At 40.6% G+C, this 26,279-nt stretch carries 23 protein-coding genes and 1 pseudogene; 7 read left to right on the forward strand and 17 right to left on the reverse strand.

Annotation, left to right across the window (positions count from 1 at the left end; genetic code table 11):
- Positions 1–52: 52 nt before the first annotated feature.
- The 11 genes from HPS57_RS10360 to HPS57_RS10410 form a co-directional block, all read right to left on the reverse strand.
- Positions 53–628, reverse strand: coding sequence for a hypothetical protein (locus tag HPS57_RS10360; RefSeq protein ID WP_172182832.1), 576 nt, complete (start codon positions 626–628; stop codon positions 53–55).
- 33 nt (positions 629–661) lie between these two features.
- A complete protein-coding gene (locus tag HPS57_RS10365) occupies positions 662–829 on the reverse strand; it encodes a hypothetical protein (protein ID WP_172182833.1) in 168 nt (55 codons plus the stop codon).
- Between the two features lie 122 nt (positions 830–951).
- Positions 952–2,007: a tetratricopeptide repeat protein gene (locus tag HPS57_RS10370; protein ID WP_172182835.1), complete on the reverse strand. Its 1,056-nt coding sequence runs from the start codon at positions 2,005–2,007 to the stop codon at positions 952–954.
- 34 nt (positions 2,008–2,041) lie between these two features.
- Positions 2,042–2,752 carry a hypothetical protein gene (locus tag HPS57_RS10375; protein WP_172182837.1) on the reverse strand — a complete coding sequence of 237 codons (711 nt, stop codon included), beginning with the start codon at positions 2,750–2,752 and terminating at the stop codon, positions 2,042–2,044.
- A 212-nt stretch (positions 2,753–2,964) separates the two neighbouring features.
- Positions 2,965–3,336: a hypothetical protein gene (locus tag HPS57_RS10380; RefSeq protein ID WP_172182839.1), complete on the reverse strand. Its 372-nt coding sequence runs from the start codon at positions 3,334–3,336 to the stop codon at positions 2,965–2,967.
- A gap of 84 nt (positions 3,337–3,420) precedes the next feature.
- Entirely contained in the window at positions 3,421–4,635 is a 1,215-nt protein-coding gene (locus HPS57_RS10385; protein ID WP_172182841.1) for a hypothetical protein, read from the reverse strand.
- Between the two features lie 39 nt (positions 4,636–4,674).
- Positions 4,675–5,067, reverse strand: a complete 393-nt coding sequence (locus HPS57_RS10390) for a hypothetical protein (RefSeq protein ID WP_172182843.1) — start codon at positions 5,065–5,067, stop codon at positions 4,675–4,677.
- A 158-nt stretch (positions 5,068–5,225) separates the two neighbouring features.
- Entirely contained in the window at positions 5,226–5,993 is a 768-nt protein-coding gene (locus HPS57_RS10395) for a hypothetical protein (protein WP_172182845.1), read from the reverse strand.
- On the reverse strand, positions 5,986–6,711 hold the full coding sequence (locus tag HPS57_RS10400; RefSeq protein ID WP_172182846.1) for an RNA polymerase sigma factor: 726 nt from the start codon (positions 6,709–6,711) through the stop codon (positions 5,986–5,988). The genes HPS57_RS10395 and HPS57_RS10400 overlap by 8 nt, the downstream gene beginning before the upstream one ends.
- Positions 6,701–7,615, reverse strand: coding sequence for a caspase family protein (locus HPS57_RS10405; RefSeq protein ID WP_172182848.1), 915 nt, complete (start codon positions 7,613–7,615; stop codon positions 6,701–6,703). Before HPS57_RS10405 ends, HPS57_RS10400 begins: the two co-directional genes overlap by 11 nt.
- A gap of 432 nt (positions 7,616–8,047) precedes the next feature.
- Entirely contained in the window at positions 8,048–9,097 is a 1,050-nt protein-coding gene (locus tag HPS57_RS10410) for a hypothetical protein (protein WP_172182850.1), read from the reverse strand.
- Between the two features lie 127 nt (positions 9,098–9,224).
- On the opposite strand from HPS57_RS10410, the pseudogene HPS57_RS14585 reads away from it, so the two are divergent.
- Positions 9,225–9,439 (forward strand): annotated as a pseudogene (locus HPS57_RS14585) (IS982 family transposase); the annotation flags it as partial.
- Between the two features lie 104 nt (positions 9,440–9,543).
- Here HPS57_RS14585 and HPS57_RS14345 read toward each other — a convergent pair.
- The 6 genes from HPS57_RS14345 to HPS57_RS10440 form a co-directional block, all read right to left on the reverse strand.
- Positions 9,544–12,219 carry a CHAT domain-containing protein gene (locus HPS57_RS14345; protein ID WP_253946527.1) on the reverse strand — a complete coding sequence of 892 codons (2,676 nt, stop codon included), beginning with the start codon at positions 12,217–12,219 and terminating at the stop codon, positions 9,544–9,546.
- Entirely contained in the window at positions 12,216–12,731 is a 516-nt protein-coding gene (locus tag HPS57_RS10420) for a tetratricopeptide repeat protein (protein WP_172182852.1), read from the reverse strand. The genes HPS57_RS14345 and HPS57_RS10420 overlap by 4 nt, the downstream gene beginning before the upstream one ends.
- A 47-nt stretch (positions 12,732–12,778) precedes the next feature.
- A complete protein-coding gene (locus tag HPS57_RS10425) occupies positions 12,779–13,825 on the reverse strand; it encodes a tetratricopeptide repeat protein (protein WP_253946530.1) in 1,047 nt (348 codons plus the stop codon).
- Between the two features lie 172 nt (positions 13,826–13,997).
- Complete coding sequence (locus tag HPS57_RS10430; RefSeq protein ID WP_172182856.1) at positions 13,998–14,309, reverse strand: hypothetical protein; 312 nt, start codon at positions 14,307–14,309, stop codon at positions 13,998–14,000.
- 229 nt (positions 14,310–14,538) lie between these two features.
- Positions 14,539–15,351: an ADP-ribosylglycohydrolase family protein gene (locus tag HPS57_RS10435; RefSeq protein WP_172182858.1), complete on the reverse strand. Its 813-nt coding sequence runs from the start codon at positions 15,349–15,351 to the stop codon at positions 14,539–14,541.
- Between the two features lie 17 nt (positions 15,352–15,368).
- Positions 15,369–16,100: an NUDIX hydrolase gene (locus HPS57_RS10440; protein ID WP_172182860.1), complete on the reverse strand. Its 732-nt coding sequence runs from the start codon at positions 16,098–16,100 to the stop codon at positions 15,369–15,371.
- Positions 16,101–17,283: 1,183 nt separating this feature from the next.
- On the opposite strand from HPS57_RS10440, the gene HPS57_RS10445 reads away from it, so the two are divergent.
- From HPS57_RS10445 to HPS57_RS10470, 6 genes are all read left to right on the forward strand, one after another.
- Complete coding sequence (locus HPS57_RS10445; protein WP_172182862.1) at positions 17,284–18,093, forward strand: electron transfer flavoprotein subunit beta/FixA family protein; 810 nt, start codon at positions 17,284–17,286, stop codon at positions 18,091–18,093.
- A gap of 15 nt (positions 18,094–18,108) precedes the next feature.
- On the forward strand, positions 18,109–19,149 hold the full coding sequence (locus tag HPS57_RS10450; protein WP_172182864.1) for an electron transfer flavoprotein subunit alpha/FixB family protein: 1,041 nt from the start codon (positions 18,109–18,111) through the stop codon (positions 19,147–19,149).
- 115 nt (positions 19,150–19,264) lie between these two features.
- Positions 19,265–21,019: an acyl-CoA dehydrogenase family protein gene (locus HPS57_RS10455; protein WP_172182866.1), complete on the forward strand. Its 1,755-nt coding sequence runs from the start codon at positions 19,265–19,267 to the stop codon at positions 21,017–21,019.
- 181 nt (positions 21,020–21,200) lie between these two features.
- The gene (locus HPS57_RS10460; protein WP_135939745.1) at positions 21,201–22,061 is read left to right on the forward strand and encodes an enoyl-ACP reductase FabI; all 861 of its coding nucleotides are present in this window, start codon (positions 21,201–21,203) and stop codon (positions 22,059–22,061) included.
- Positions 22,062–22,428: 367 nt separating this feature from the next.
- Positions 22,429–24,909 carry a DNA cytosine methyltransferase gene (locus tag HPS57_RS10465; RefSeq protein ID WP_172182868.1) on the forward strand — a complete coding sequence of 827 codons (2,481 nt, stop codon included), beginning with the start codon at positions 22,429–22,431 and terminating at the stop codon, positions 24,907–24,909.
- A complete protein-coding gene (locus HPS57_RS10470; RefSeq protein WP_172182870.1) occupies positions 24,906–26,234 on the forward strand; it encodes an HNH endonuclease in 1,329 nt (442 codons plus the stop codon). The genes HPS57_RS10465 and HPS57_RS10470 overlap by 4 nt, the downstream gene beginning before the upstream one ends.
- Positions 26,235–26,279: the final 45 nt, after the last annotated feature.

The following is a 26,279-nucleotide window of genomic DNA, read 5'->3' on the forward strand; positions in this document are numbered from 1 at the left end:
GGCTAATCCAAAAGCCACGAATATTCCCTAATTATCTACTACAAAAAAACTTTTATTTTCCCTCTCTATTACATATCTTCACAAATTCTTCCTCAACCACTTTATGGGAATAGAAGAATCCGTCTAAAAAATCTTTCAGGTAACCTGCGCAATCAGGCATGTTATAAGCGAAATATGTAGCACCTCGGCTATGCACGCCAACCAGTCCTTGCTTATCATCTATCGTGTAAAGACTCGTGATTCCGCAGTGTGCATTAGCCTTATTCACCGCCTGCTTCATATATCCAACTTTTGGGTCATCTATGTTCATTACCCGCCATGCGACATTATAAACCCAAATGACATCACCATCATCACTTGCACTTATAGAGAACTCTTCTCCCTGATATTTGAACACAATGTTTCCTTTATCATTGACCTCATGTTGACAGCCTATAGTATCCAATGCCTTTGCCAACAAGTTACGCGTTTTCCGGTCTTCCTCATTTATTGCTTTATTAACAGCATCTTCCATTCTGTCATAATCAGATTTCTTTTCTTTGTCCTTTTCTATAGCGAAACCTACCCTGCCAGCTATATAAGCGGCACAAATAAGTATCGCACACGGTATCATTATCTCTATATCCATTTGGTTTGCTTTTATATGTAAATATTGCTATTGTCACTTCTTCCCTATCAGTAGTTTTAGTATAGTGCCACCAATTTTTCTTTCTATCCCCGCTTTGGTCGTAGGGATTCCTGTTGCTTTCGTAAAAGCCCTCTTCACTTTTGTGATGCCTAAAGCTCTCTTCCAAGAAAAGCTCAGACCGGGAATTTTTGTATTACTCATTATCGTTCATTTTTTATATTATAGTACAGCTTTTATATTATAGTACAGCAGATGTCTTATGGTTTTTGCATAGGCAGCTTTGGCTGTGTCCAAAATTCATCAAAGAATGCGCAATGAGAACTTCATGGAGTGGCACGTGATTCCGCAAGTTTCTGTTTTGCATAGTCATTATCCGGACGGATTTCAAGATAGCGTTCCGCAGCTTTCCCCATCTGTTCCTTGTCATCAAGACGTTCATAGCACTCTATCAAGCCACGCAGTGCAGAAGGCCTGACCGGTGAGTTGCCATCAGCTACTCTTTTCATAGTCTGCACGGCATGGACATAATCCTTGCCATACATTTGACATACACCCGACCAAAAAAGCCATATATCACTGTGTTCCTTATTCTCTATCGCCTTTTTCCTGAACACATCAACGGTTTTTGCGTATGCGAATTTGCTTAACTCCATGAAAGCCTCATCTATATCAGATGAAAAATAGCCTTGCTCAAGTACTGCAACCAGCTTCTCAAGCGCTTTGTCATAGTCCTTTCTGACAAGAGCCGTTTCCATTTCCAGCTTGTCCAACACATAGCCCTGCTCACCCTGTAACTGGGCCTTCGCAACTAACCGGTGCACCTCATCATAGCGTTTTTCTGCAAGAGCAACCTCCGCATGACTAAAAACCGTCTCAGAATCACTTTTGCCTATCGCAAGCATCCTGCGATAGATGGAGTCTGCTTTGGCAAACATCTTCATTTCCTCATAAAGACAAGCAAGGGCATAGTTGACAATCCTATTGTCCGGTACACACTCTGACGACTTTTTCAAATCTTCCAGCACAGCCAATGTATCTCTCATACAAGAATGCACAACACTGCGGTAATACAAAGCGTGTGCTCTCTCTTTCTTGTCCTTCTCCGACAGATTGCTTAAGGCTTTATCCAAAGCTGTCAACGCTTTGACAGACTCACCTCTGAAGACATACACACTACCGATAATAGCATGCGCCGCTCCGTTCTTCGGATTCTCCGCCACTTCCTTTTGTGCGTACTCCAACGCCTTGTCATAATCGCAAATCTCGAAATATTTCTTTGCACAAGTGAAAGTATAGCTATCACCCTTCCTCTCTGAACATGCAATGCTGCTTATTGCAAGCAGCATTGCTAAAACCATCAACACTATTCCGTTTCTCATTTGACTTGGTTGTGTTTTTATTGGTACGACGGACTCAACCCTCTATCTTCGTTTCGCTTTTTGCAGCGATGACAGCATCTTTCTTTTCATCCTTTTCCTGACTGTATGCATTAAAACCTACGACTTTCTTCTTTTGGTTCATCCAAGGACGCTCACGGTCAAGATTCCTGTTAAGGCAGATTCTGCTGTTCAACATATCAATGAGCATCTGTTCAAGAACCTCTGCGGTTCGGTAAGAAGGCAAAACCAGATTCATGTTGGTGTAAATCCCACGTTTCCCATCATCGCCAGGATTGGTTACCACCACACAGAGATTGGAAAACTCCGCATTAGTGTCATTGACGGCTTCCATCAGCTTGGGCACATTAGGGTCTGCACTATCAACTTCCGACCAAGGCAAATAGATTATGCGGATTGTGTAGCAACCAGGAGACACCTCTATCATGAAATGCTGCTCTTGGTATTTTCCTATGACATGCCTTATGGTCTTGTCCTCACTCCATTCCACCTTTTCAACAGTGAAATTGAACTTACCCAACGCCTTGTCCACAAGGCGCATGGAGTCATTCATTTCATCCAAACAGACCAACCACACATACTTTCCCCATGGCCAAAACATTAGTGGCCACAATACGAACACGAACGGACTGACCGCTCCTATCGCCACGAGATAACCTGCACCTGCTGTGATGGCGACAAAACCTCCGACTATCGCCCACGCTTTTTGTTTGTTACTTAATTCCATTGATTGTTTCTTTTATCGTTATTATACATTTTTATAGTCAAATATAAGTATATTACAAAAATCTGGTTGCGTAATCATTAGAATATCAATTATGAACATCTACTGTTTTTCGCAAATCAATTCTATTTGACTATAGATTAACATGATGCGCTTTTTTACAATCCTTTACTACAAGTTATGATATTCCTGGAAAACAAGATTTCAAGTTACCATTAACAATCATTATAATCTCTAAGCGTCACATCAACGAAATCCTCTATTCCGGAATCCATCTCCACACTTTCCACAGGTAGTCCAAACATCAACATGCTGCGCTCTATAGCCTTCTTATGACCTTCCAACTGGCACCCGTATATTGCCACAGAGCCAATCTTTCCGCTATTGTCACAAGCAGGATAGAATAGAAACATATTCATAGGTTTGCCGCCCTTTGATACTTTGATTGCTATTGCACCAGCCGTAAAATAACTTGCTTCATCCTTCTCTACCAAATAACCTGCATACATCGGATGGTTGTTTGCATTAACCCATATATTTTTTATGAGTTGTCTGCTTCTTTCGTTTAATGATAAGTATGATACCATAATGCTTTTTTTATAGTTCTCCAATGTTTCATTCGAAAATAATTTAATTATCTTCGAATGAAACATTGCCTTTTTGGAATATGTTCAAATGTCAAGTTGATCTCGGTTTTTGTCAAAGTAAGTCTTGATGGAATTCATATTATTATCAAGTATGTCGCGCAAATTCATTTTCGCCTTTCTATCGCTTGACAGACCTTGTTCTTTCCTCACCAGATCAGCTGTATTGGCAATTTCTGTTCTGACATCGTTGACACACAATCCTTTTCTGTGCAACAGCGATACGAAGAATCTCATCTTAGGGTACTTATTGACATATTTCTTGCAGATTCTTTGATAAAGGGCAAAATTCCCATCTGAATGAATTTGTTCTATATATTTGTCCAATTCTTCGATTTCTGTATTAAGTTCCGTCAGCTTAGCCTCCAGCATTGGCAAAAAACTATTGCTAACATTTATAATCCGTTCAACATACTTTTTAGAGCAAACTTGGGCAGGCAGTGCATTGATGCTGTCAATGAATTTCAGAGAATCAGCAATCTTTCCCGATTTAACAACCCACAGCTCATCACCTTCAACTTTTTCTTTCACAGTCTCATAATGGATGTACCCATAGTTGTTTACGCATTTTTTGTTATCAAAATACACGTATTTGGCAGCAAGATAATCCTCCAATCCCTTCGTCATCTTCTCAAGATGGTTTGTAATCCATGAGAAAATATAATGATCAGCCCCACTTATCAATGCATTGTAAAAGTCGAGAGAATCCTGAAGCAACACTTTCCATTCCGAATACTCAAAACTATAAGCATACGTATATTGCGTTATCTGCGAATAATTGGCATACCGGAATCTTATCAAGTGTGAATATGGAGTCAGTCTCATACCTTTGTAGTAGAAGCTCTGCTCAAAACTACTTGAAGATCCATATCCGAAGTTTGTATAGACAACAATCTTTATATCATCATTAAAGTGCCATACAAAAGATTTGAAACCACCCTTACGATGCGAATAAGCCACGACATCATAGTCATTTTTCATTTGTGATAACGTATCTTCAAATGCAAATGCTTTCTCTCGGGCATCACGTTCTCCAAGCGTTAATTGATCAATTCTGTTTATACCTGTGTTCCAAGGTATGCAACTACAGTATGATCTATACAAATCCACTGCATAATCATGGTATTGCTTATAGTCGTTTAGACTAAGAGTTCGATTTAAGCAAGCTCTTTTCTCTATCAGTCGCAGTTGATTAGAGTTGCTCTGCCTAATAATTGCATAAATAGAATAACCTTTATCCATATACATCGACATTATTATTTGATTTAACATTTCTTGTTTTTAATATACAGCCTCAGCCAGCTGCCACTGTCCGTCAAAAATTATAACATAGTATGTTTTACCTTTATATGTTGCTACCGGTCTGTCGCTGATGTCAAACTCCACATGCTGATTAACAAGGTAAAAATTATGAAAACGCTCACTACCTGCACTGTTCGTCAAACTTATCGTCCCCTGATATGTCGCCTTCCAAGTCTTGGTTCCAGCATTCGTGTTTTTGACTTGCAATCCATAATGAGTGACTTTCAGCGGATTGTATACTGGATGGTATTTCTTGTAACCATTCACGTCTGTCACTATATAACGGCAGATATAATCACCGTATGGTTCACGTGCGTTAACAGAAATCACAGTGCTCAAAAGTAAGAGCGTAATAGCGAATTTTTTTTTCATGTTTTTTTGTTTTTAGTGTTATTGTTTATTTGTTTTATTGATTCCTTGCTGTTCATATATACCAGAGTATTCAAAAAGGTTAACGATATAATTGAAAAAAACGAAAAAAAGATTTCCCATTTCTGGAAAATCTTCTTTTCGCTAAGTAGTGGTACTATTTACAGATCCTTTATTTTGTCTATCAGCTCTTGTACAGGCTTCGTAATGTCAGAATAGTTTTTGTTGCGCTCCAACATGTGTTCAAGAATAGGCAGTGGACTTTCCTTGTCACCATCCTTCAGATAAGCTATGGCAAGATTCCATGCTATGTCGTCAATATACACACTGTATTCTGAGTTTTCATCTTGCGCCTGTTCATACAAACCTTTCAGTTCTTCTATTGATGAAGAAATATCCTCACCATTTTTTACATTGTCGAACAATGCATAAAGCTGCTTGCTGATTTCCACATCGTCACTGGAACTACGCACACCACCGGAACTTGATATGTCCGAAACGTAAGCCGTATAGGAAGTATTTCCCAATACAACTGTTTGCTGATAGCCATAATATCTATAACCACCAAATACAAGAGCGCATGCCACACATGCAGCCGCAGTCCATCTTGTTACAACAAGCCACAGTTTCCTGGATTTTGGAACTTTATTTGCCGCAGGTCTCAATGCTGGCTTTATTCCGGCAGCCTTACGGAACTGTTCCTCCGTCATATTTGAAATTGTCTTGTACAACTGTTTGTCCTCTGCTAGACTTTCAGTTTCCACATCCTTCATGGTGCGAATCATCAAAGCAGTCATGCGAGCACGCTCCTTCAAATCATTATCTTGTGCAAGTAAAGCCTTGAACTCCGCCATCTCATCGGCTGTCATTTTCTTTTTAAGATAGCGCTCTACCTTCTCATCAAACTCCATATAATCAATCTTACTCATGGCTATCAGTGTTTATGTCCATATAACTGTCTATCAATTTTGTTATGCAGGTGTTAGGGTCCTCCTTAAGTCTCCCCTTCACCACACCGGTCAAGTAACTGACTTTTTCCTTCAGCCTGCTCATACATTGAGACTTTCTTGCCTTTACAGCATTCGCCGTCTTGAAATTTATTTCCTCTGCAATGTCTGCCAAACTTAATTTCTCTTTGCCATAGTAGTACCAAAGAATTTGTTCACATGGGCTTGGCAGTTGCTTCACCAACTCACGCATCACCATCGTAGTTTCTTTTGCGTCGTCTGTCGCACCGTCAATAAGACTGTTGACCAAGCCGTCATCAAAATCAACATCGTTGTCATTATCATCGCCTTCCTGATGAAACTTAAGCTTGTGCGAATGTTGCTCTATAATCTCATCCAATGAGTCCCTTTTGCTATCGCCCCGCCAGAACTTGCCTGCCTGACTCAGGCATATCCGAGAGAAATAAGTCGAAGCTTTCGGAACAACACCTTCATGCCTTGTAGACACGAACTCCTTCAGCTTGTTCGACTTTATGTTGATGAACATGGCAAGGCATGCTTCTTGATAAACATCCTCAATGTCCTCACTCTTGATTTGAGGATAATATTTCCTTATCAACTTGGAATTCTTTTCTTTCTGCTCCGTAAGAAACTTATTCAGCTTCTTTTCGTCAGTCAATAGTTCTTTGTCATTTCCCATTTCTATTCTTGTCTGATGTTTCTATAACCATATTCTGATGCCTGAGCCTGCGGTCTGAACACATACCTGCCTTAACAACCTTCACCCATTCCCCTGACTCGTCTATTTTGTACTTTTCCATTGCCTTCGCAACATAGTAGGATAATGAACCATACCATTTCTTGCTATGCTTGTCAAACACCTCCATATTCCTTTGATACGAACGGCAAGCCTCAAGAAAAACGACAGGTGACTGACCGGCAGATGTCTTAATCTTAAAATAGTCGTTCTTCTCTTTATTCCTATCAGGTCTGTACACCTTGCCAGAACGACTAAAACCTTCCTTCACACCACGGATATGTTCATCTCCTCGTGAAAGTGTTCCTGCATGACACGCATCAAGCACAACATATAACTGCCCTGTTGATCCCAACCTATAACGAATCTGAGCAATATATCTTTTCAATTCATCGTCAAGAAGATGTTTCCGCCCCTCATATTTTCCTTTGACATAACGCATCTGTGCATCAACCGGGATTAACGCTTCATCCCAACCATCGGTCTCATCATCATTCAAATCCTCAAAAGGCTGACCATGCATAGAAAAATGCAGATACACCATATCCCCTTTTCGGGATTCTTTCACCACCTTTTTCAAGGCACTGATAATATTGGCGTATGTTGCATGCGCATCAGCTATTGTCCTCACCTTATAGCCTTGCTTTGTGAGCAAAGGAGAAAGCAAAGCGACATCATTAGCACCATTGATATCCGACCATTTCCCTTGGTATTCTCTTGCATTGCCATAGTCCGAAATTCCAATGAGTAATGCATGTTTCGTCTGAGCCTCAGCATTGAGAGTGGAAAAGCAAATCACCACAGCAACAAGCACATTTGTAATTAATAATGAATATGTAAAGTTCATCGCATTTGTTTAGATAAATAATTCACATAAGACATCGTCACCAATTTCAAGAGCACCAGCATTTTTCAAGACCTCTACCGCAAAGCGCAAATACGAATCGCTGGCTTTACCCAACCGCATGACTTTTAGTAGCTCATTTTTAGTTGATATATGATAAATGTGAGTTCGACGAATTTATCTATCTGAGAACTTGTTACATCAAAATTATCATTAAAATCCACATTGCATCTTGGACGAGTATACCTTGGAGGACAGGCTTTCCTGTCTGTCTGACGACTGAAAGGCATTTTGTTCACAAGGAATCACCAGTTAATTGTATACAATAAGAAATCCAGTCCTCCAAAATGAATAAAAACGAAATGGTTATCAATGCTTTATGGATATACCGATATCCCAGACAAATATATGCAAATTTATCAAACTCACGTATTATTAGTTATTGGATTCTAAATCTATAATAGAAAGTGCTGTAGAGATTCCATCTAAAAGAGCCGAAGCAGTTTTGCCAAAAATGTTAATTTGTTCTTCACGAGGAACTGTTCTAAAGCAGAGTCCATCATTGTCCAACAACTCAAAACAAAATTTAACAAACTCTTTTTGCCTACAAACCGGAGAAGTTGATAAACGAATTTCATTTGAATTTACAGTTCGTCCACCATAGAATAAATTATCTAAAAGAATAAGCACATCAGGGTCACATTCATTGAGAAACTTATACATATTGGATGGTTCATAACTTTTTAAATTATCAAAAAAGTCATAAATATTGAATGTTTTTATGGCTTCTTCTTTTGATTCAGCTTTCAATATTGACAAAAAACTATCTATCTTAGGACGATATTTTTCAATCATACCAAGATAGGTATTCAGTTCTTCCAATGATGCCATTTCTAACATCTGGTTTGACAAATCATCATCCAGTTGTCTAAAAGAAACACACAATTCATTCATTCGTTTCCCAAAATTGACAAAATCGAAATGATGGTCATGTTCTTTGTTTGCTTTTAAATCCTTTTCAATAGAATAACGCATCATCATTGAATCAGGATCAAATCTATTTATTGATTTTATATAATGCTCCATTGCATTGAGATTTATAGTACTTCCTACGTGTTTTTTTCCTTTATTCAAATGTGGTCGTAAATTGACCCAAAGATTTTGCAAATCATGTCCTAAATCAAGAAAATTACGCCTATCCTGCTCCGTTTGTCCTCCGTATTTGAAAAACAATAACTTTAAGTACGTTTCTATCGAATGTCTATAATTAAAAAACAAAGGATATACCAAAGAATCGACAATAGCAAAATTATTGCTTTCTTTTTCCATTCTCTCAAGCAACATTTTTGCACTTTTCCAATATCCCTCTGAAATGGTAAAAAAAGAGAACGCTCCGGCTCCTTCCCAGCCAAAATGTGAGAAAGGCTTTCTTGCACTCAATTCTTCTTTGGTAAGTTCTCGTATGATTATATCTGTTTCATTCATAATTTATAACGATTAATTATATTAACGTGAGTTTGACGAGATTAATTGTCTAAAAAATTGGTGATTAACGAAAAATTGTTGTAACTTTATAGTACTCAAGTATAAATAATTACAAATAATCTTCGCTATGTTCGCTGACGACAAAGTTACTGAAATTTTCCTTATGGCAGATGAATTATGCAAGTTTTTTAACACTTATATGGAAAAACATAACATTAAGGACGGAAAAAACGCAAATATCACCGTGCAAGCACTCTTTCAGATGCGGAGGTGATGCTGATAGTGATACTCTTCCATAGTTCCGCCTACTGTTGCATAAAGCATTTTTGTCTTGAATCTATATGATACTATTTCTTTCCGAAGAAGCCATGCATCAATGTTAAAGGAACTCTGGACAAGCAGCTTACTGTATTCTAAATTCGTCGAACTCACGTTATTTTATAAAATTAATTTAATGCGTCCAACAATATAAATGCAGCCCAGTATTCTGGGTCTGAAAAATCCTTATGGTTTCGAAGTGTCTGTTGTGCAATATGTAATGACTCACATTTTGATTTGCCAGCAAGGAGATTTTTATAGAATTCCGTCATCAATAGACAAGTGGCATCATCATTAACCTCCCACAAACTCATCAATATTGAATTGACACCTGCTAATTTAAGTCCTCGCTGTAAGCCAAACACACCTTCTCCAGTAATTTCTCCTAAACCACTCTGGCAGGCAGACATAACAACCATATCAATATTACTCAGATTCATATTTGATACTTCTTGCGCTGTCAGAATTCCATCCTCTACATCATCAGGAAGAGTTTCGCCTGCTAATCCTATATTAGCACCACTAAATAGCAAACCGGAACGTAACAAAGCCTTATCTTCAAAAGATTGCTTATCATGTGCTGTTGTCGTCAGAAAACTTACATAATTTCTTTTTTGCGCCTCTTTTTCATTCCAAAAGAACCCATGAGTAGCCAAATGAACCACATTAACAGAACTGCCATCCAAAGCCTTAAACGATTCTTCCGTACCGGCAGCCCCTGTAATTAAACGACAATTGTCATTAAAATATTCAGCAATTGACTCTACTTCTTTCTTTGTACCGTCGAGATTTTTAACGCCATAACGCAAATTATCCATAGTTATTGTACGAGTCGCATTGGATGGATGATATACACCACTCCTACTCTCTACTATCAAATCATCTTTTTGAATATCATAAAGCAAACCTCCATAAAGGACTGCAGATTCTGGCAATATAGTTTTTGACTGGGTCACAAGTTCCCTTGTAGATGAAAGCCTAAATAACGAAAAGCTATTTTTCATACGCTTTCCATCAGGCAACACGGCATTCTCAATCCCAATTTTATGTAGTTCTCCATCCGCAGAAAAGAAAATACGCTTCATTCCTGCCAGCTCCGTTTCCAACGGTTTCCAAACTGCATTATAAAGAACATCTGTTGAATATAAATCATATTGTTCCAATCCTGTCAGCAACTTTTCTTCACACAATGGTATTATATGCGGATATGCATAGCCCTTTTTTAGAACGATAGCACAATATCTCGGTTCCCCATTTAGTGTTTGAATGGAATCTAATCCATATATCAAAGGAATATTATAGAATTCAATCGCAACATCCTTCTCGGAAAGAGCATCACGAATATTCATCCAACTGACATTGTTTTGGCGTACAAAATTTGCATAAGTACTTACATTACGAGTAAGCTCTTTATCTAATTTTTCTATCTCCTTCGTTATGTTTATTCTTTTCAAAGAATCACGCTCACTTTGCAATTTCTGTCTAAACATTTTCAATGTCTGGAATGTTGCCTTGTCATTTGAATTGTTGGATTTGAGAACCGCATCACGAATATTATTTGACGAACGCAGTAAAAGCCCTTTTGCTTCAATTATATTATCGTATATTACTCCAAAACAGTCAGTCTTCCTGCTTTCATAAATGACAAGATTCATCATTGGAAAATAATTTTCAAAATGTTTCCAATAACTAACTCGTTCCATCGAATTGAGAAATACAAAATTATTCCGGATATTTTGCTTCATTTCAGAAGATACTTCACACGCAAAAGAAGCCGCCCTTTTATCATGAGACAGGAATAATCCAAGTACGGTGTTCATGCCAACCTCAGCTCGTTCATATGATGTCTTACAGAGAGAATATCCTTTCAAGAACCATTCGGCAGCTTGAGGGAAATTTGATTTACACAGGTAAAGTGTACCAAGATTATTATATGGAGACGACTCTCTCAGTCCATAATGTTCTGAAACCCGAATAGATTCCTTTACAGCCCTAACCGCGTCAGAAAAATATCCTATCTGTAGATATATTGTAAAAGAATTTGTCAATAAAGTGACATAAGGAATTATTCTGCTTTGAATGTAGAAATTGTGATCTAATGTTCGTTTTTGCGATTCGCCAAACAACTGCCCGAGCGTAGCAACAGATGAACTAATTGCAATAGTATCAGACAAATTTTTCTTAGCTTGCCGTAATGCCACATCAACAAACATCTTAGTAACAGTATTGTATCCTAATGCATTTTTAATCAAAGCACCATTGCTAAGACATCGTACATACTCATCACTAAAATCCAAAGCCTCCTCATATAATATTTTCGCTCTGCCATTTAAGCGATTAGCCTTATCATAATTATGCACATGAAAATACAATAGACCCAAACCATCCAGTACGTTACGATAAATCTTTTCATTTTGAAGGTTCTTAGATTCCAGAATATCCAAAGATGACAAATAATATTCTTCAGTTTTTTTATAATCCCCAATATTCATATATGCCATAGCTAAGACATTCTGCCATGCTACCAACTGCACATATTCATTTGGTCTATTGACCTTGGTATAATCCACAATTTGTATAAATTGAGGTATTGCTTTGTTATAATTTCTCGCCATAAAATTATCCATAGCATCTATGGTTAAATTGGCTATATTAGAGTTAGACTCACCAAAGTTCTTTTCTTTTACTAAAGAGTCAACTTGCGACATGACCTCAAACTGACGAGCATAATCGTTTTGCCCATGCACTTTTATAGGAAGATAGGCAATGAAAAGATATAATAATATTTTAACAACATTCTTCATAATTCACCAAGTGCTTGTTCTACCTCCATGTAATACTTCACTGTCTTTTCAAACGGCTTACCTTCAATTTTGTTTTGAATGGATATAGCTTTTAGCAATGTTGCTTTAGCTTCGTCCAATTTGTTTTGTAGTTGGTAGGCATATCCTCTGTTATGTAGATAAGTAGCATACTTATTGGAAACCTCGCCATATTGCTCGCGATAAAATGATTCTATTTTATTTAGCATGTCATCAATACCGTCCAACTGTCGACATCGTAATTGTCCTACCACAATACTATTTTGACATTCTATAAAATATTCCTGTGGCACATCGTTCATTTTACTCAGAATGTCGTATTGTGCGAGCGCATATTTAAAAAAAGATGAAGTATCGCCAAGCCGTGTTGAGAGATTTAGCAAACAATCCATTAAATATAATGGTGACGCATCTGGATTTGATGAATCTGCCAAGTATGCTTGATAGATTGTTTCAAACATTTTAAAACATTGCAGAAAATCATCTTTCATCATATAGGCATTAGCCACTTTATATGAGATATCATACCATTCACTTGATCCTACAACATATTTTTTTGAGAATTGACTAAATCATCAAATTTTAAAAGTATTTCTCTATTTTTCTGATAAGATTCTCGCATGTTGTTAATCAGGTTTTGTTCATCTGCGGAGAACCCATCTGTGGGTATCAGTTCTATAAAAGTAAGTGCATCCTCATAACAATTAGCTTGTCCAAGATGTAATGCACAAGTGTACGCAGCATCGGCATAAAATCTACCATTATTTTTAGAAGTACTATACTCTTTTATCGCAGCTAATATATTTTTACACCGATGAATTTCTTTTTCATCAGCTAAAGCTGTTATGAGATTACCATATATCATACCTAATATATCTGAATCTGAGTTTCCATTAGCATTTGCTATAGTGATGGCTCGTTCATAAGTAGCAATAGCTTCTTTTTTATCAGTATTACGGAGTATATTTCCTCTCATATAAAATGCGTGACATAATTCAGGGTGGTTTTCACCTCCTTTTGAAATAATAAAATCAACAATCTTATCACTTACAGCAATTGCTTTATCATACATACCATATCGCTGATAATATTGTTCCAAATACCATAATGGATAGTAATTATAGGTAACCAACGGCGCTTCATCCTTTGTCCAAAATGACCATGCATCCATTAAGTGGTTCGGAATTTCATCAAACCACCCAAATTTCTCATAGCATTCAACTATGCCCATAATAAGATTTCCAAAAGTTTGTCCACCATAATTACAAGCAGCCATTGACTTTACAATAGCTTCTTGGAATGTTTCCAAAGCCTTTTCATTGTCGCCAATTTCAAGATACACATCAGCTAACCCTTTCATTGAATCCATATATTGTATCGTGTGAGTACCGAGTTTTGTTTCACACAATTTCCTTGCTTCTGACAGATATTCAATAGTCTTAGAATGGTTTTTCAACTCTCTATTGATATATCCGCCTAAATAATAATAATCGAATAAAACACTATCCTCCATTTGCTCAATATCTAATGGAGTAATGGATTGATACACCTTCACACTTTCTTCAAAATCTTGTGTGTTATATATCATTTCTTCCAATCTTTCTGCTATAGTGGACTGCGCAAAAAGACTTATCGTCAGAAATGAAAATATACAAGCTAATATGTATTTCGGTACAGGCATAGTCTTAAATATTTATTGGAATACTCAATCCCACAAGACACTTTTCCTTGTATCATTTAATGAATATATTTGACATGTGCTATTCATCCAACAACCCTCTTAGCCTTAGATAACCTTTCATATACTCCTTCAAGAGTTCTGCCAGCATTGAAGAATATGTTTCATCAAATTCTCTTTGTTCCTTATTACGGTATACATTGGAGCGTGATATTTCCGAATGCCATAAGTTTTCCATACATTTAATGGCACTGTCAACAGTATGTGTAGAAATATGCTGTTGAGAATCTGTGTCAGCCTTGGATAACACATTCAAGAGTTTTGCTAATCCTGGAACTTTAGTAGTTCCACAAGCGAACTCCAAGAGAGATTTCATCATATTTTTACTATCCATAATTTTGTCGTATTCTGTAAAACTAAGCCTGTATATAGTTCTCAAGCACAAAATTAATCATTATTTCTGTAAAATCCAAATGGTTTTAGATAAAATTTCACAAAAACTGTCTGATAGCATGCAGGGGCCTTTATCACATTCGCAAAAGACTTCTGCATGTCCGTACCTTCCATAGCTCTAGGCCACAAAAACAGTGGTTGCGAACTCATAGTCTGCACACCTATCCACCTTATTCCGTGTACGTTTCCTCAAACAGGGTGACAACGTCCTTCAGGTCGTTGGGGAGGCGGGACATGGCGAAGGAGTGGATTTCGTCAGGCATTTCCTTGTAGTAGGCGATGGCGACGGCACCCGTGATTGCGCCCATCGTGTCGGCATCGCCTCCGAGGGATACTGCCAGACGGATGGCGTCCTCGTAGCCCTTGCTGTCAAGGAACGCGATTAGCGACTGGGGAACGGTCTCTTGGCAACTTGGCTCAAAGGAGTAGTCGGCACGGATGACGTCGCATGTGCGATTGAGATCATAACCGAATGTCTTGCCGATATAGTCCCTTATCTCCTCCTTCCCATGCCCTGTGCGCGCAAGGAATATGGCGGCGGCAGTGGCTTGCGCACCCTTTATCCCCTCGGGATGGTTGTGCGTCACTTCCGCACTTGCCTTCGCAGCCTCCAAAGTCTGCTCCAGCGTGTCGAAGGCGAAGCCGCAGGCTGACACTCGCATGGCACTTCCGTTGCCCCAGGAGTTATATGGTTGCGGACATTCGCTGCCGAGCCATTCTCCGAACATCCCTCCATAACCGCCCATCGGGTAGCGGTACTTCCTGCCCCAATGCTGCATTTTGCTTGTCAGGCTGTGAGCTGTCAGTCCTGCATCCTTAGCGGACAATATCCAGTCTGCCACGGCAATGGTCATGATGCTATCGTCGGTTATGTCACTCCACTCGTCCAACAGAGTGAAATTGTAATCCTTTGTAGGTCGGAACTCGTATGCAGAGCCAATGACATCCCCTGCTATGGCTCCAAATAAAGTTGCTTTTTTCATAATCGTGCAATTTAGAATCAAAAATCAAACGGGAACTTTTGCGCTGCCGCCCGCTCCTCCACGAATGCCTCTTCGCGGAAAGAATAGAGGTCGGGACGCTTGTTGTGGACAGGCTCGCCCTGCTCTCCGGTCTTCTCTATGAACCTTGCGCCGGTGATTTTCTTATGGAAATTCCGCACATCATATTCCTCATTGTTAATCACTTCGCAGACATTGCGAAGGTCATTGATGGTGAATTTCTCGTCGAGAAGGTGGAACGCAAGGTCTGTATAGCGCAGCCTGCGCCTCAGCTCCGCATACGCTTCGACAAGAATAAGGTTATGGTCGAACGCCAGCGACATTGCCATCGCCTCGTCCAATGGGAACCATGCCACATCCTGCGCGTCGGTGTCCGCACGCAAAACCTTGTCGTAATCGCCCTTGCGGACAAGGCCTATATAAACCATTGTCACGACTCGCTCGCGTGGGTCACGTCCCGGAGCACTGAACATTCGGAACTGACTCAGACTGATGTCTACGGCATTTGTCTCCTCAGCCAACTCACGCCGCGCGCATTCGTCGGCATCCTCACTCATATTGAGGAAACCTCCGGGGAACGCCCAGCAGCCATCGTAAGTGTCACTCTTCCTTTGGATGAGCAGCACACTCAGCTCTTTTCCGTCAAAGCCGAACACGACTGAGTCTGTCGTGAACGCCGCATGCTCATACTTGTAAAAATAGCCTTCTTCGCCTTGGTAGTTTATCTTCATATCTTTTTTGTGATGTAAATTTTACAGCGCAAAGATAACCATTTTCCCTCAAAGCTCCAAACTTTTTTTGATGTAAATTTTACATATCAATAGTGTTTTATGCCAAAACACAATGCCTCAATGTTATTGAACAAGCATTCGCAGCCCATAAAAACAAACCTCCAAGAAAGACACCAAAAGCGTATCGCAGCACACATTCCAACTCGATGGAAGAGAAGAAAACAAAGGATTTTTCCTCAAACGGCATTGCAATCGTATTGCTTGTTTCTTTGCTTTCTCAGGCCTCCAAAAGCCATTTCTCAAAGGTAAGATGAGGAAAACAACACATCATTTTAACATTTCCTCAAAAAAAACTCGAAACAAACTTGGAAATATTGCGAAAATACGCATCAAAACACAATTACCTATGTATCAATATATTACATGGAAATCTATTTGTTTTAACGCCCTTTTCTCGTCAAAAAAGATGCGAAAAGTGCCATTTTGCAGTGTAAAAGGTATTGCTTTACCGTACACAAAGTATTGCTTGACACTGCGAAAGGTTACGAACGACAGTGTGAAAGGTAATCATTGGTGGTGTTTTCGACGCAGAAACGGAGGAAAATCTGTCGGGAAACGCTGTTTTGCTCATGGTTTTCCTGTTTTCAAAGCATAGCCAGAGCAATGGCAAAGCAATCTTTATTGTCAAAACATTTCACACTTTTAACAAATGCAAAATTTCACTAATGACTGTTTGAGCAAACAAACGAGGCAAACATTTCAGAAGCCACCCAACGTTTATCAGGACACCTATGCAAAGAACAGACATGCCTCACAGAAAGCAAAGAAAGCAAAGAAAGCAAAGGGACATCGGCATTGCGCCCAACATGCGTTGAGTTACTAAGTTTCTTTGAGCAACATAAAACAAGCAAACCGTCACACAATCAAACCGCTTTTTTAGTGTGTCTGATTGTTGTGGCGATACATTTTTTATGGATTTTTTTGCTATTTCGGAATTTTTTTGTACTTTTGCATACGATAAGTTGCACCTCAGCAGTTGTGAAGAAATTCCATTGCATTGGGTTTGCATCCTCTTTGCAAAGCATGACCGTGCGGAGAAAGCGGCATACATAGCCACAGAACCACATGGGGGCTGTGCAAAGAAAAAACAAGAAAGAACGAAAATAACTAAAACTACATTCTTATGAGTTTAAAGATTGTTGTGCTTGCAAAGCAAGTACCTGACACAAGAAATGTCGGTCCTGACGCGATGACTGCCGAGGGAACCGTCAACCGTGCCGCGTTGCCTGCCGTCTTCAATCCTGACGACCTCAACGCTCTTGAGCAGGCTCTTATCCTCAAGGACAAGTTCCCTGGCTCTACCATCACTGTCATAACCATGGGTCTGCCGAAGGCTTCGGCTGTCATCCGTGAGGCTCTCTTCAGAGGTGCTGACTGCGGATATGTCGTGACCGACCGCCCTCTCGGCGGCGCGGACACTCTCGCGACTTCCTACACTCTTGCTCAGGCGATAAAGAAAGTCGGTGAGGTGGACATCATTCTCGGTGGCAGACAGGCCATCGACGGTGACACCGCACAGGTTGGACCGCAGATAGCTGAGAAGTTGGGACTTACTCAGGTGACTTACGCCGAGGAGATTCTCTCACTTGATGAGGAGACAAAGAAGATTGTCATCAAGCGTCATATCGACGGCGGTGTGGAGACTGTCGAGGCACAGCTCCCGCTCGTTGTCACAGTGAACGGCTCTGCTGCACCATGCCGTCCGGCTAATGCGAAGCGCATCATGGCGTACAAGAAGACCGCCATCCCTGAGTGGAACGCACAGGACATCGAGTGCGACCCTAAGCAGATTGGCAAGGCTGGTTCGCCAACAAACGTGAAGGCCGTGAAGAACATTGTGTTCAAGGCAAAGGAGTCACGCACACTGACCGGTTCGGACGAGGACATCAACGGACTTATTGTAGAACTTCTCGATGAGAAAATCATCGGATAACAAGGCGCATTTTCTATGAACAACGTATTTGTATATTGCGAAATAGAGGGAACGACCGTGAAGGATGTCGCTCTCGAACTTCTCACAAAGGGCCGTAAGCTCGCCAACACTCTCGGCGTGCAGCTGGAATGTATCATCGCCGGTTCCGGTCTTGACGGCGTGGAAAACCAGGTGATGAAATATGGTGTGGACAAGGTTCATGTCTTTGACGCAGAGGGGCTTTTCCCTTACACCACCAATCCTCACACCTCACTTGTGGTCAATCTCTTCAAGGAGGAGCAGCCACAGATATGCCTCCTCGGTGCTACTGTCATCGGACGCGACCTCGGTCCGCGTGTCTCTTCTGCACTGTTCAGCGGTCTGACAGCCGACTGCACGGAGCTTGAAATCGGCGATTTCGACATGAAGGTGAAGAATGATGACGGTGAGCTTGTGACCAAGCACTATGAGCAGCAGCTCTACCAGATTCGTCCTGCCTTTGGCGGAAACATCGTCGCGACAATCGTCAACCCGGAGCACCGTCCGCAGATGGCGACAGTGCGTGAGGGTGTGATGAAGAAAGAGGTGCTCGACGAGAACTACAAGGGTGAGGTTATCCGCCATGATGTTGCGAAGTATGTTCCTGAGACAGAGTATGTCGTGAAGGTTCTCGACCGCCATGTGGAGGAAGCAAAGCACAATCTGAAAGGTTCGCCTATCGTTGTTGCCGGCGGCTATGGCATGGGTTCAAAGGAAGGATTCGACCTTCTCTTCCAGCTTGCCAAGGAGCTTCATGCCGAGGTTGGTGCGTCACGCGCCGCTGTCGATGCAGGATGGGTGGACAATGACCGCCAGATTGGCCAGACAGGTGTGACTGTGCGTCCGAAGGTTTATATCGCTTGCGGTATCTCAGGACAGATTCAGCACATCGCAGGTATGCAGGATTCAGGTATCATCATTTCCGTAAACTGCGACCCGGATGCACCTATCAACGCTATCGCTGACTATGTCATCACTGGCACAGTCGAGGAGGTGCTCCCGAAACTCATAAAGTATTACAAGCAGAACAACAAGTAACTTTGGTTTTGGGTTTTAGTTTTTTTTGGGTATTATGCAACATGATAACACATAATGCAACATGATACATCACAAAAACTAACAGCCCACAACCTACAACCAAAGAAAACAAACAATGGCAAATTTCTTTCAAGATAATCCTGAGATAAAGTTTCATCTCAGCCACCCTTTGCTGAAAAGAATCGTGGAGCTCAAGGAGCGCAACTATTCTGATTTCGGCAAGTATGACTATGCCCCTGAGAATTTCGAGGATGCATTGGACTCTTACGAGCGTGTCCTTGACCTCGCGGGCGATGTTACGGCAAACATCATCGCTCCTAACGCCGAGGCTGTGGATGCGGAAGGTCCTCATGTGGAGAACAACCGCATGGTCTATGCGTCAAAGACTTACGAGAATCTTGACGCTACAATCAAAGCCGGACTCAACGGTGTGACAATGCCACGCCGTTACGGAGGCTTGAATTTTCCTATGGCAATCTACTCTGCCATCAACGAGATGATAGCATGCGCAGACACAGGCTTTGAGAACATCTGGTCACTTCAGGACTGTATAGAGACTCTCTATGAGTTCGGCGACGAGGATCAGCGCAAGCGCTATGTGCCACGAGTATGCAATGGCGAGACCATGTCAATGGACCTCACAGAGCCGGACGCAGGTTCCGACCTGCAGAGCGTTATGCTCAAGGCGACTTTCGATGAGGAGAACAACTGCTGGCGACTGAACGGCTGCAAGCGTTTCATCACCAACGGCGACTCTGACATCCACCTTGTGCTCGCACGTTCAGAGGACGGCACACGCGACGGACGCGGACTTTCCATGTTCATCTATGACAAGCGCGACGGCGGTGTTGACGTTCGACGCATCGAGAACAAGCTCGGCATCCACGGTTCTCCTACATGTGAGCTTGTCTACAAGAACGCCAAGGCAGAGCTTTGCGGCTCACGCAAACTCGGACTCATCAAGTATGTCATGGGACTTATGAACGGTGCGCGTCTCGGAATTGCAGGCCAGTCTACTGGAACATCACAGATGGCTTACAACGAAGCCCTCGCTTATGCCAAGGACCGCAAGCAGTTTGGCAAGGCAATCATCGAGTTCCCTGCCGTTTACGACATGCTTGCCACAATGAAGGCTAAGCTTGACGCAAGCCGTACATTATATTATACAACCTCACGCTACGTAGATATGTACAAGACTCTTGAGGACATTGAGCGTGAGCGCAAGGAGAACGGTGAGCGTCTTACTGCAGAGGAGAAGGCTGAATGCAAGACATTCTCACGCCTTGCCGATGCTTTCACACCAATGGCTAAGGGTATGACTTCCGAGTATGCTAACCAGATAGCATACGACGGCATACAGGTGCACGGCGGTTCCGGCTTCATGCTTGAGTACGCTTGCCAGCGTCTGTACCGTGACGCACGTATCCTCACTATCTACGAGGGCACTACACAGCTTCAGACTGTTGCCGCAGGACGCTACATCACAAACGGATTCTATGGTCAGGTCATTGCCGAAATGCTTGAGGCTGGACAGGCTCCGGCTTACGTAGGCTCTGCAGACTGGTGCGCAGAGGAGTTCCTTCCACTGAAGGAGCGTGTGGCAAAGATGGCTGAGAAGTACAACGCAGCTGTCGCTTACACCAACGAGCAGAAGAACGATGAGTTCAAGGACCTCGTCATCCGCCACCTCTACGAAATGGCAGGCGACTGCATCATGGCTATTCTCCTTATCGCCGACGCTTCAAAGGCTCCGGAACTCTTCGGCAAATCGGCACGTGTTTATGCACGCCACGCTGCATCCGAGGTTGAGAAGCATTACGATTTCGTGATGTCAGCAACAGCCGAAGACCTCGCAGACTACCGCAGATAAACGAAAGAACAGATACTGCATGAAAGCTGTATCAATACTTTCACAGACATGATTTAAACCACCATAATCTCCTCAAAAACGGAGATTATGGTGGTTTTTCTTACAATTATTTGTCTGTTAATGAAAAAGTTTGTACCTTTGCCAAAGTTTTCAAGATACAAAATTCATAAGAAAAGAAAATATGTACAACTTACTTAAAGGAAAGAAAGGCATCATCTTCGGTGCCCTCAATGACCAGTCCATAGCTTGGAAAGTGGCAGAACGTGCCGTAGAGGAAGGTGCAGAGATTGTACTCACCAACACTGCTGTGGCTATCCGCATGGGAACACTCGACGAACTCGCTAAGACTACTCACGCAGCAGCCGTCATCCCGGCCGACGCAACAAGCGTTGAAGACCTCGAAAACCTTTTCACTGAGGCACAGAAAGCTCTCGGTGGCAAGATAGATTTCGTACTGCACTCATGTGCAATGTCAGTGAATATGCGCAAGAAGCGCACATACGACGACCTCGACTACGGATTCCTCGACAAGACTCTTGACATCTCCGCAGTGTCTTTCCACAAAATGATGCAGGTGGCTAAGAAACTTGACGCTATTGCAGAAGGCGGCTCAATCCTCGCACTGACATACGTTGCATCCCACCGTACATTCTTCGGTTACAACGATATGGCTGATGCAAAGGCTCTTCTCGAGTCCATCACACGCTCCTTCGGCTACATCTACGGCCGTGAGAAGCAGGTGCGTGTCAACTGTATCTCACAGTCCCCTACCCTCACCACGGCAGGTGGCGGCATCAAGGGCTTCGACGGTATGCTTGATTTCGCTGACCGCATGTCACCGCTCGGCAACGCATCGGCAGACGATTGTGCAGACTACTGCATCACACTCTTCTCCGACCTCACAAAGAAGGTTACAATGCAGACACTCTTCCATGACGGCGGATTCTCCAACATGGGTATGTCTCTCCGCGGAATGGAGCAGTACAACAAGTCATTCATCCCTGAAAACACTGACGAGAACGGCAAGATTATCTACGGATAAGCGACCATTCTCCGGAAACATTTCCACTTTCGGGAACAACATACGGCACCGCATCGGGAAATCTCACCCGATGCGGTGCTGTTCTTTACATAGTATGCTTGCATAATAAAGACATACTACCGCAAAAATACTCAATGGATTACCGCAAAAATTCTCTACTATTCTCCCTACTTTGAAATTTTCCATTACAAATATTCTTTTTTTTATTTTTTTATTTGTACCTTTGCTATCATATTTGAGAGTCTTTATCTTTTATATTTGCAGCACTAAAGACAAAAGATCTCCTGACATACATAGAAAAATGACAAGGCAAGTTTCATTCTTTAAACAAATATTTTTGCTGCGAAACTAATGTTAACAAATAAAAATGATAAAAAAATATATAGCACCCACAGAACAGATAAAAATGCTTCAAGAAATGGGCACTGCATACAATGGTGTAAATTGTAGAACGTACGTCAGCCTTTTTAGTAGTGCCGGCGTAGGGTGTTATGGATTTAAGCAAAATGGGTTCAAATGTATAGCAACGAACGAACTTGTTGAAAGCCGCATAGCCGTTCAGAAAGCAAATAACAAGTGTGATTTTGATAGTGGATATATTTGTGGTGACATTACAAAAGAAGAGACAAAACAAGCCTTGCTTGATGAAATACATCTTTGGAAAACCTATGTAGGAATAAAAGATGTAGATGTAGTATTTGCAACTCCGCCTTGCCAAGGTATGTCCACTGCAAACTACAAAAAAAGTGACAAAGAACAAGTACGCAATTCTTTAGTTGTAGAAGCTATAAAGCTTATACTAAAGATACATCCTAAAGTATTTGTTTTTGAAAACGTCAGATCCTTTATGAACACATTGTGTACAGATATATCTGGAGAAGACAAACTTATAAAAGACAGCATATATGAAAATCTCGGAGACAAATATCACATATACCATAAAGTAATCAATTTTATGGATTATGGAGTACCTTCAAGTCGCCCACGCACCATTGTGATAGGCACATTGAAGTCTCTACATAACATAACACCACTAAACCTTTTCCCAACAAGAAAGGAACAGGTTTCGCTAAGAGAGGCTATCGGAGAATTCCCATCACTAGCTTTTGGTGAGAAATCCCCGAACGACATCTATCATTTTGCAAGAAAGTTTCCCGAATACCAAATTGCATGGATTGAGAATCTGAAAGAAGGTGAAAGCGCATTCGCACAACTTGACAAATCCCGCAGACCATACAAGATTGACAAGGATGGCGAAAAAGTCCCTTTAAAGGGAGCCTATATGGGTAATAAGTATCGTCGTCTATCATGGGACAAGCCATGCTCTTGCGTCGCAACACGTAACGATCAACTCGCAAGCCAAGACACAATACACCCACAAGACAACAGAGTTCTTAGCATTAGAGAACTGATGAAGGTAATGACTATACCTGATTCATTTCGTTGGAGCAAGGAAGAACCATATATCAAAGTGAACGATTCTGAAAGATATCTCGCTATGCACGAGCTTAACATCAGACGTTGTATTGGAGAAGCTGTTCCTACTCATATAATCCATGAAATTGCGTCCAAAATTAAAACAATGCTTAATTTCCAAGACTTTGTTGATAATTTCAAGGAAGAGAACATATCTAATTATGTTGGTGAAGAATACGAAAATAATTTCTATATCAACACCTTCCTACAAGAACAAAAAATCAACAATGCAAAGGAAACAGGATCGTTCTATACACCACAGTGCGTTGTATTTGATGCATTGAAGACAGTGTCCATAAATAAAGATGTTGTTCGGATTCTTGAACCATCTGTAGGTTTAGGTGCATTCCTACCGCAATTAGCTACAGTTTTCTCTGCTGCCAATCAAATAGAAATTGATGCTGTGGAATTGAATGTAAATATTATTAAGGAACTAAAGCGTGCATTAAGATATCTTGATTTAGGATGTAATGTGAATATCAACTACCATCATAATGATTTCCTAAAATTCCATATTCAAGGAAAATATGACCTGATAGCCACAAATCCTCCTTATGGTAAAACATCTGAAAAATATCCACAGATAACTGGCGACACACACAAGACAAAAAACCTATTTGCATTATTCATGATAAAATTCATGAACAATGCTGACCAAATAGCATGTGTCATACCAAAGAACTTTGTCATTGCGGATGAATTCCGTTCTGTACGCAAAGAATATGAGAATTTTCCTATGGTTAGGTTATGTGATTTTGGAGTGAAATTTTTCAAGAAGGTGTTCGTAGAAATTATATCCATACATTTTCAAAAAGGCTACGATGACCAGTTGAAAATCATTGATTATGTGAATGATAAATATTATTCTCATCCACAGGGCTATATCTACCATGATACACTTTGGCTTCTTTACAGAAACGCTTGGTTCGATGAATATATAAAAGGACTCCAACTTGATATCTTTACAACTTTCAGAGACAGACAGATTACAAACAAACATCTTAAGAACAGTGGAAACATAAGAGTCCTTCGATCCAAAAATATATTGAATGATGGCTCTATAGTGAATATCAATGGCTATGACAAATACATTGACGATGCATCAGCTTTTGGCGTTGGCAAATATTTAAACACAGAATCAATTATTATGCCAAATTTCACATATAACACTAGAGCTACAATGCTTCCTGCAAATACTATTCCAAACGGCAGCATAGCAATTCTCATTCCGAAAGTCAAACTCCACAACTTAGATTTATCCATCTATGCAACTCCTGCTTTTAGAGAGTATTATGCTATCGTTAAAAGTCGTTCTCGATTCACTTTAAATATAGATAATTGCTCTATTCATTATATTGGTATAAAAAAATGAAACAGTATAACAAACAAATTACAGATTGGCTAAATGCCAAGTTCAAAAACATATTTTTAGACGCAGAAGATGGACATACGCTCTCTGACAAAGCGTATGCTTTTGATACAATGTTCTTTATGTCAAGATTCATAGAACATTTCAGATTTGGAAACATGTTCCACAAACGTGACCACATTAATGATGCCAATGAATACACAAGATATTTATTCATGTTGGACAAAGGTGCGAAACAGATTCCGAACTATTTAACCGAGGCTCTTGCTGTTCTTTGCTTTGCAGGTGTCCTCAAGACAGAAAAAGCTAATCGCATCTACAAAATCATAGACGAGGAGATGCTGCTATTCATTTCCTCCAGCTTTGAAAATGCCTATATTTTCAATTATATGTTGGTGTATAATATTTACCAAACATATAATTGGTGGAATTTGTACGTGGAATTCTGTAAAACGAAGGAAATTGGTATAAAAAAGGAAATTCTTCAGGAATTACGACATGGCATGTATGCTTCTAATCCTGCGTTCGGAACTGTAAACAAGCCTCAAACATCAAATTATCCCATGTTTGTCACGAAACAGCATATTGAGGTTTTGAACTTTGCCAACAAACAAAACCATGTGACACGTACAGGTAACATAAAAGACCGTATTTGTTCTATTGAGGATATGGCACTGAATGTTTCCGGCACAAGAAATAATTATGGCTTTGCTAAGAAGAACGACTACTTGTACACTTTTGATGAAAACTATGTACGGTTGACTTTGAAACCATATCTTACAATTGATGTACCTAACACATTGGAAATCACCTACTCTCCTTCTTTGGCTGAAGACATTGCAGATGGAAAATTAAAATTATTTGATAAACGAGATAATATAGAGCGTAAACGCAAATCACAGAATGCCAAATACAAGCAAACGGCTTCCGGACGCGTTCGTACAGTACAAGGCGAATTCAGAAGAGGATTATTGGAGAACACACCGAAAGTTTGTCCTATATGCGGATTCAGCTATGAGACATTTCTCATTGCAAGCCATATTCTGCCATATGCAAAATGCGAAGACACTTATGATGCCATGAACAGCAACAACGGATTACTTATGTGCCCTATTTGTGACAAATTGTTTGAGTCAGCAAAATATATGACCGTGGATGCAAAAACTGGCAAAGTAAAATATCTTCCCGAACTTGAAAATGAACCTGATTTCCAATATTTACATGACAAAGAAATTGACTACTTATATATTGACGGCGAAAGACGTCACTATCTCAAATGGCACAATGAGGAATTTGAACGCATCAAAGCTGAAAAAAACAAAAGCTAATATCTGATTTTATCATTTTACAAACATATTCATTTGGAGTACAAA

The sequence above is a fragment of the Palleniella intestinalis genome (assembly GCF_013166595.1).
Classification (GTDB): domain Bacteria; phylum Bacteroidota; class Bacteroidia; order Bacteroidales; family Bacteroidaceae; genus Prevotella; species Prevotella intestinalis.

Bases quoted from the DNA above. Each gene is read 5' to 3' on its own strand.
- HPS57_RS10360 (WP_172182832.1), bottom strand. From the start codon at position 628: ATGGATATAGAGATAATGATACCGTGTGCGATACTTATTTGTGCCGCT.
- HPS57_RS10365 (WP_172182833.1), bottom strand. From the start codon at position 829: ATGAGTAATACAAAAATTCCCGGTCTGAGCTTTTCTTGGAAGAGAGCT.
- HPS57_RS10370 (WP_172182835.1), bottom strand. From the start codon at position 2,007: ATGAGAAACGGAATAGTGTTGATGGTTTTAGCAATGCTGCTTGCAATA.
- HPS57_RS10375 (WP_172182837.1), bottom strand. From the start codon at position 2,752: ATGGAATTAAGTAACAAACAAAAAGCGTGGGCGATAGTCGGAGGTTTT.
- HPS57_RS10380 (WP_172182839.1), bottom strand. From the start codon at position 3,336: ATGGTATCATACTTATCATTAAACGAAAGAAGCAGACAACTCATAAAA.
- HPS57_RS10385 (WP_172182841.1), bottom strand. From the start codon at position 4,635: ATGGATAAAGGTTATTCTATTTATGCAATTATTAGGCAGAGCAACTCT.
- HPS57_RS10390 (WP_172182843.1), bottom strand. From the start codon at position 5,067: ATGAAAAAAAAATTCGCTATTACGCTCTTACTTTTGAGCACTGTGATT.
- HPS57_RS10395 (WP_172182845.1), bottom strand. From the start codon at position 5,993: ATGAGTAAGATTGATTATATGGAGTTTGATGAGAAGGTAGAGCGCTAT.
- HPS57_RS10400 (WP_172182846.1), bottom strand. From the start codon at position 6,711: ATGGGAAATGACAAAGAACTATTGACTGACGAAAAGAAGCTGAATAAG.
- HPS57_RS10405 (WP_172182848.1), bottom strand. From the start codon at position 7,615: ATGAACTTTACATATTCATTATTAATTACAAATGTGCTTGTTGCTGTG.
- HPS57_RS10410 (WP_172182850.1), bottom strand. From the start codon at position 9,097: ATGAATGAAACAGATATAATCATACGAGAACTTACCAAAGAAGAATTG.
- HPS57_RS14345 (WP_253946527.1), bottom strand. From the start codon at position 12,219: ATGAAGAATGTTGTTAAAATATTATTATATCTTTTCATTGCCTATCTT.
- HPS57_RS10420 (WP_172182852.1), bottom strand. From the start codon at position 12,731: ATGATGAAAGATGATTTTCTGCAATGTTTTAAAATGTTTGAAACAATC.
- HPS57_RS10425 (WP_253946530.1), bottom strand. From the start codon at position 13,825: ATGATATATAACACACAAGATTTTGAAGAAAGTGTGAAGGTGTATCAA.
- HPS57_RS10430 (WP_172182856.1), bottom strand. From the start codon at position 14,309: ATGGATAGTAAAAATATGATGAAATCTCTCTTGGAGTTCGCTTGTGGA.
- HPS57_RS10435 (WP_172182858.1), bottom strand. From the start codon at position 15,351: ATGAAAAAAGCAACTTTATTTGGAGCCATAGCAGGGGATGTCATTGGC.
- HPS57_RS10440 (WP_172182860.1), bottom strand. From the start codon at position 16,100: ATGAAGATAAACTACCAAGGCGAAGAAGGCTATTTTTACAAGTATGAG.
- HPS57_RS10445 (WP_172182862.1), top strand. From the start codon at position 17,284: ATGAGTTTAAAGATTGTTGTGCTTGCAAAGCAAGTACCTGACACAAGA.
- HPS57_RS10450 (WP_172182864.1), top strand. From the start codon at position 18,109: ATGAACAACGTATTTGTATATTGCGAAATAGAGGGAACGACCGTGAAG.
- HPS57_RS10455 (WP_172182866.1), top strand. From the start codon at position 19,265: ATGGCAAATTTCTTTCAAGATAATCCTGAGATAAAGTTTCATCTCAGC.
- HPS57_RS10460 (WP_135939745.1), top strand. From the start codon at position 21,201: ATGTACAACTTACTTAAAGGAAAGAAAGGCATCATCTTCGGTGCCCTC.
- HPS57_RS10465 (WP_172182868.1), top strand. From the start codon at position 22,429: ATGATAAAAAAATATATAGCACCCACAGAACAGATAAAAATGCTTCAA.
- HPS57_RS10470 (WP_172182870.1), top strand. From the start codon at position 24,906: ATGAAACAGTATAACAAACAAATTACAGATTGGCTAAATGCCAAGTTC.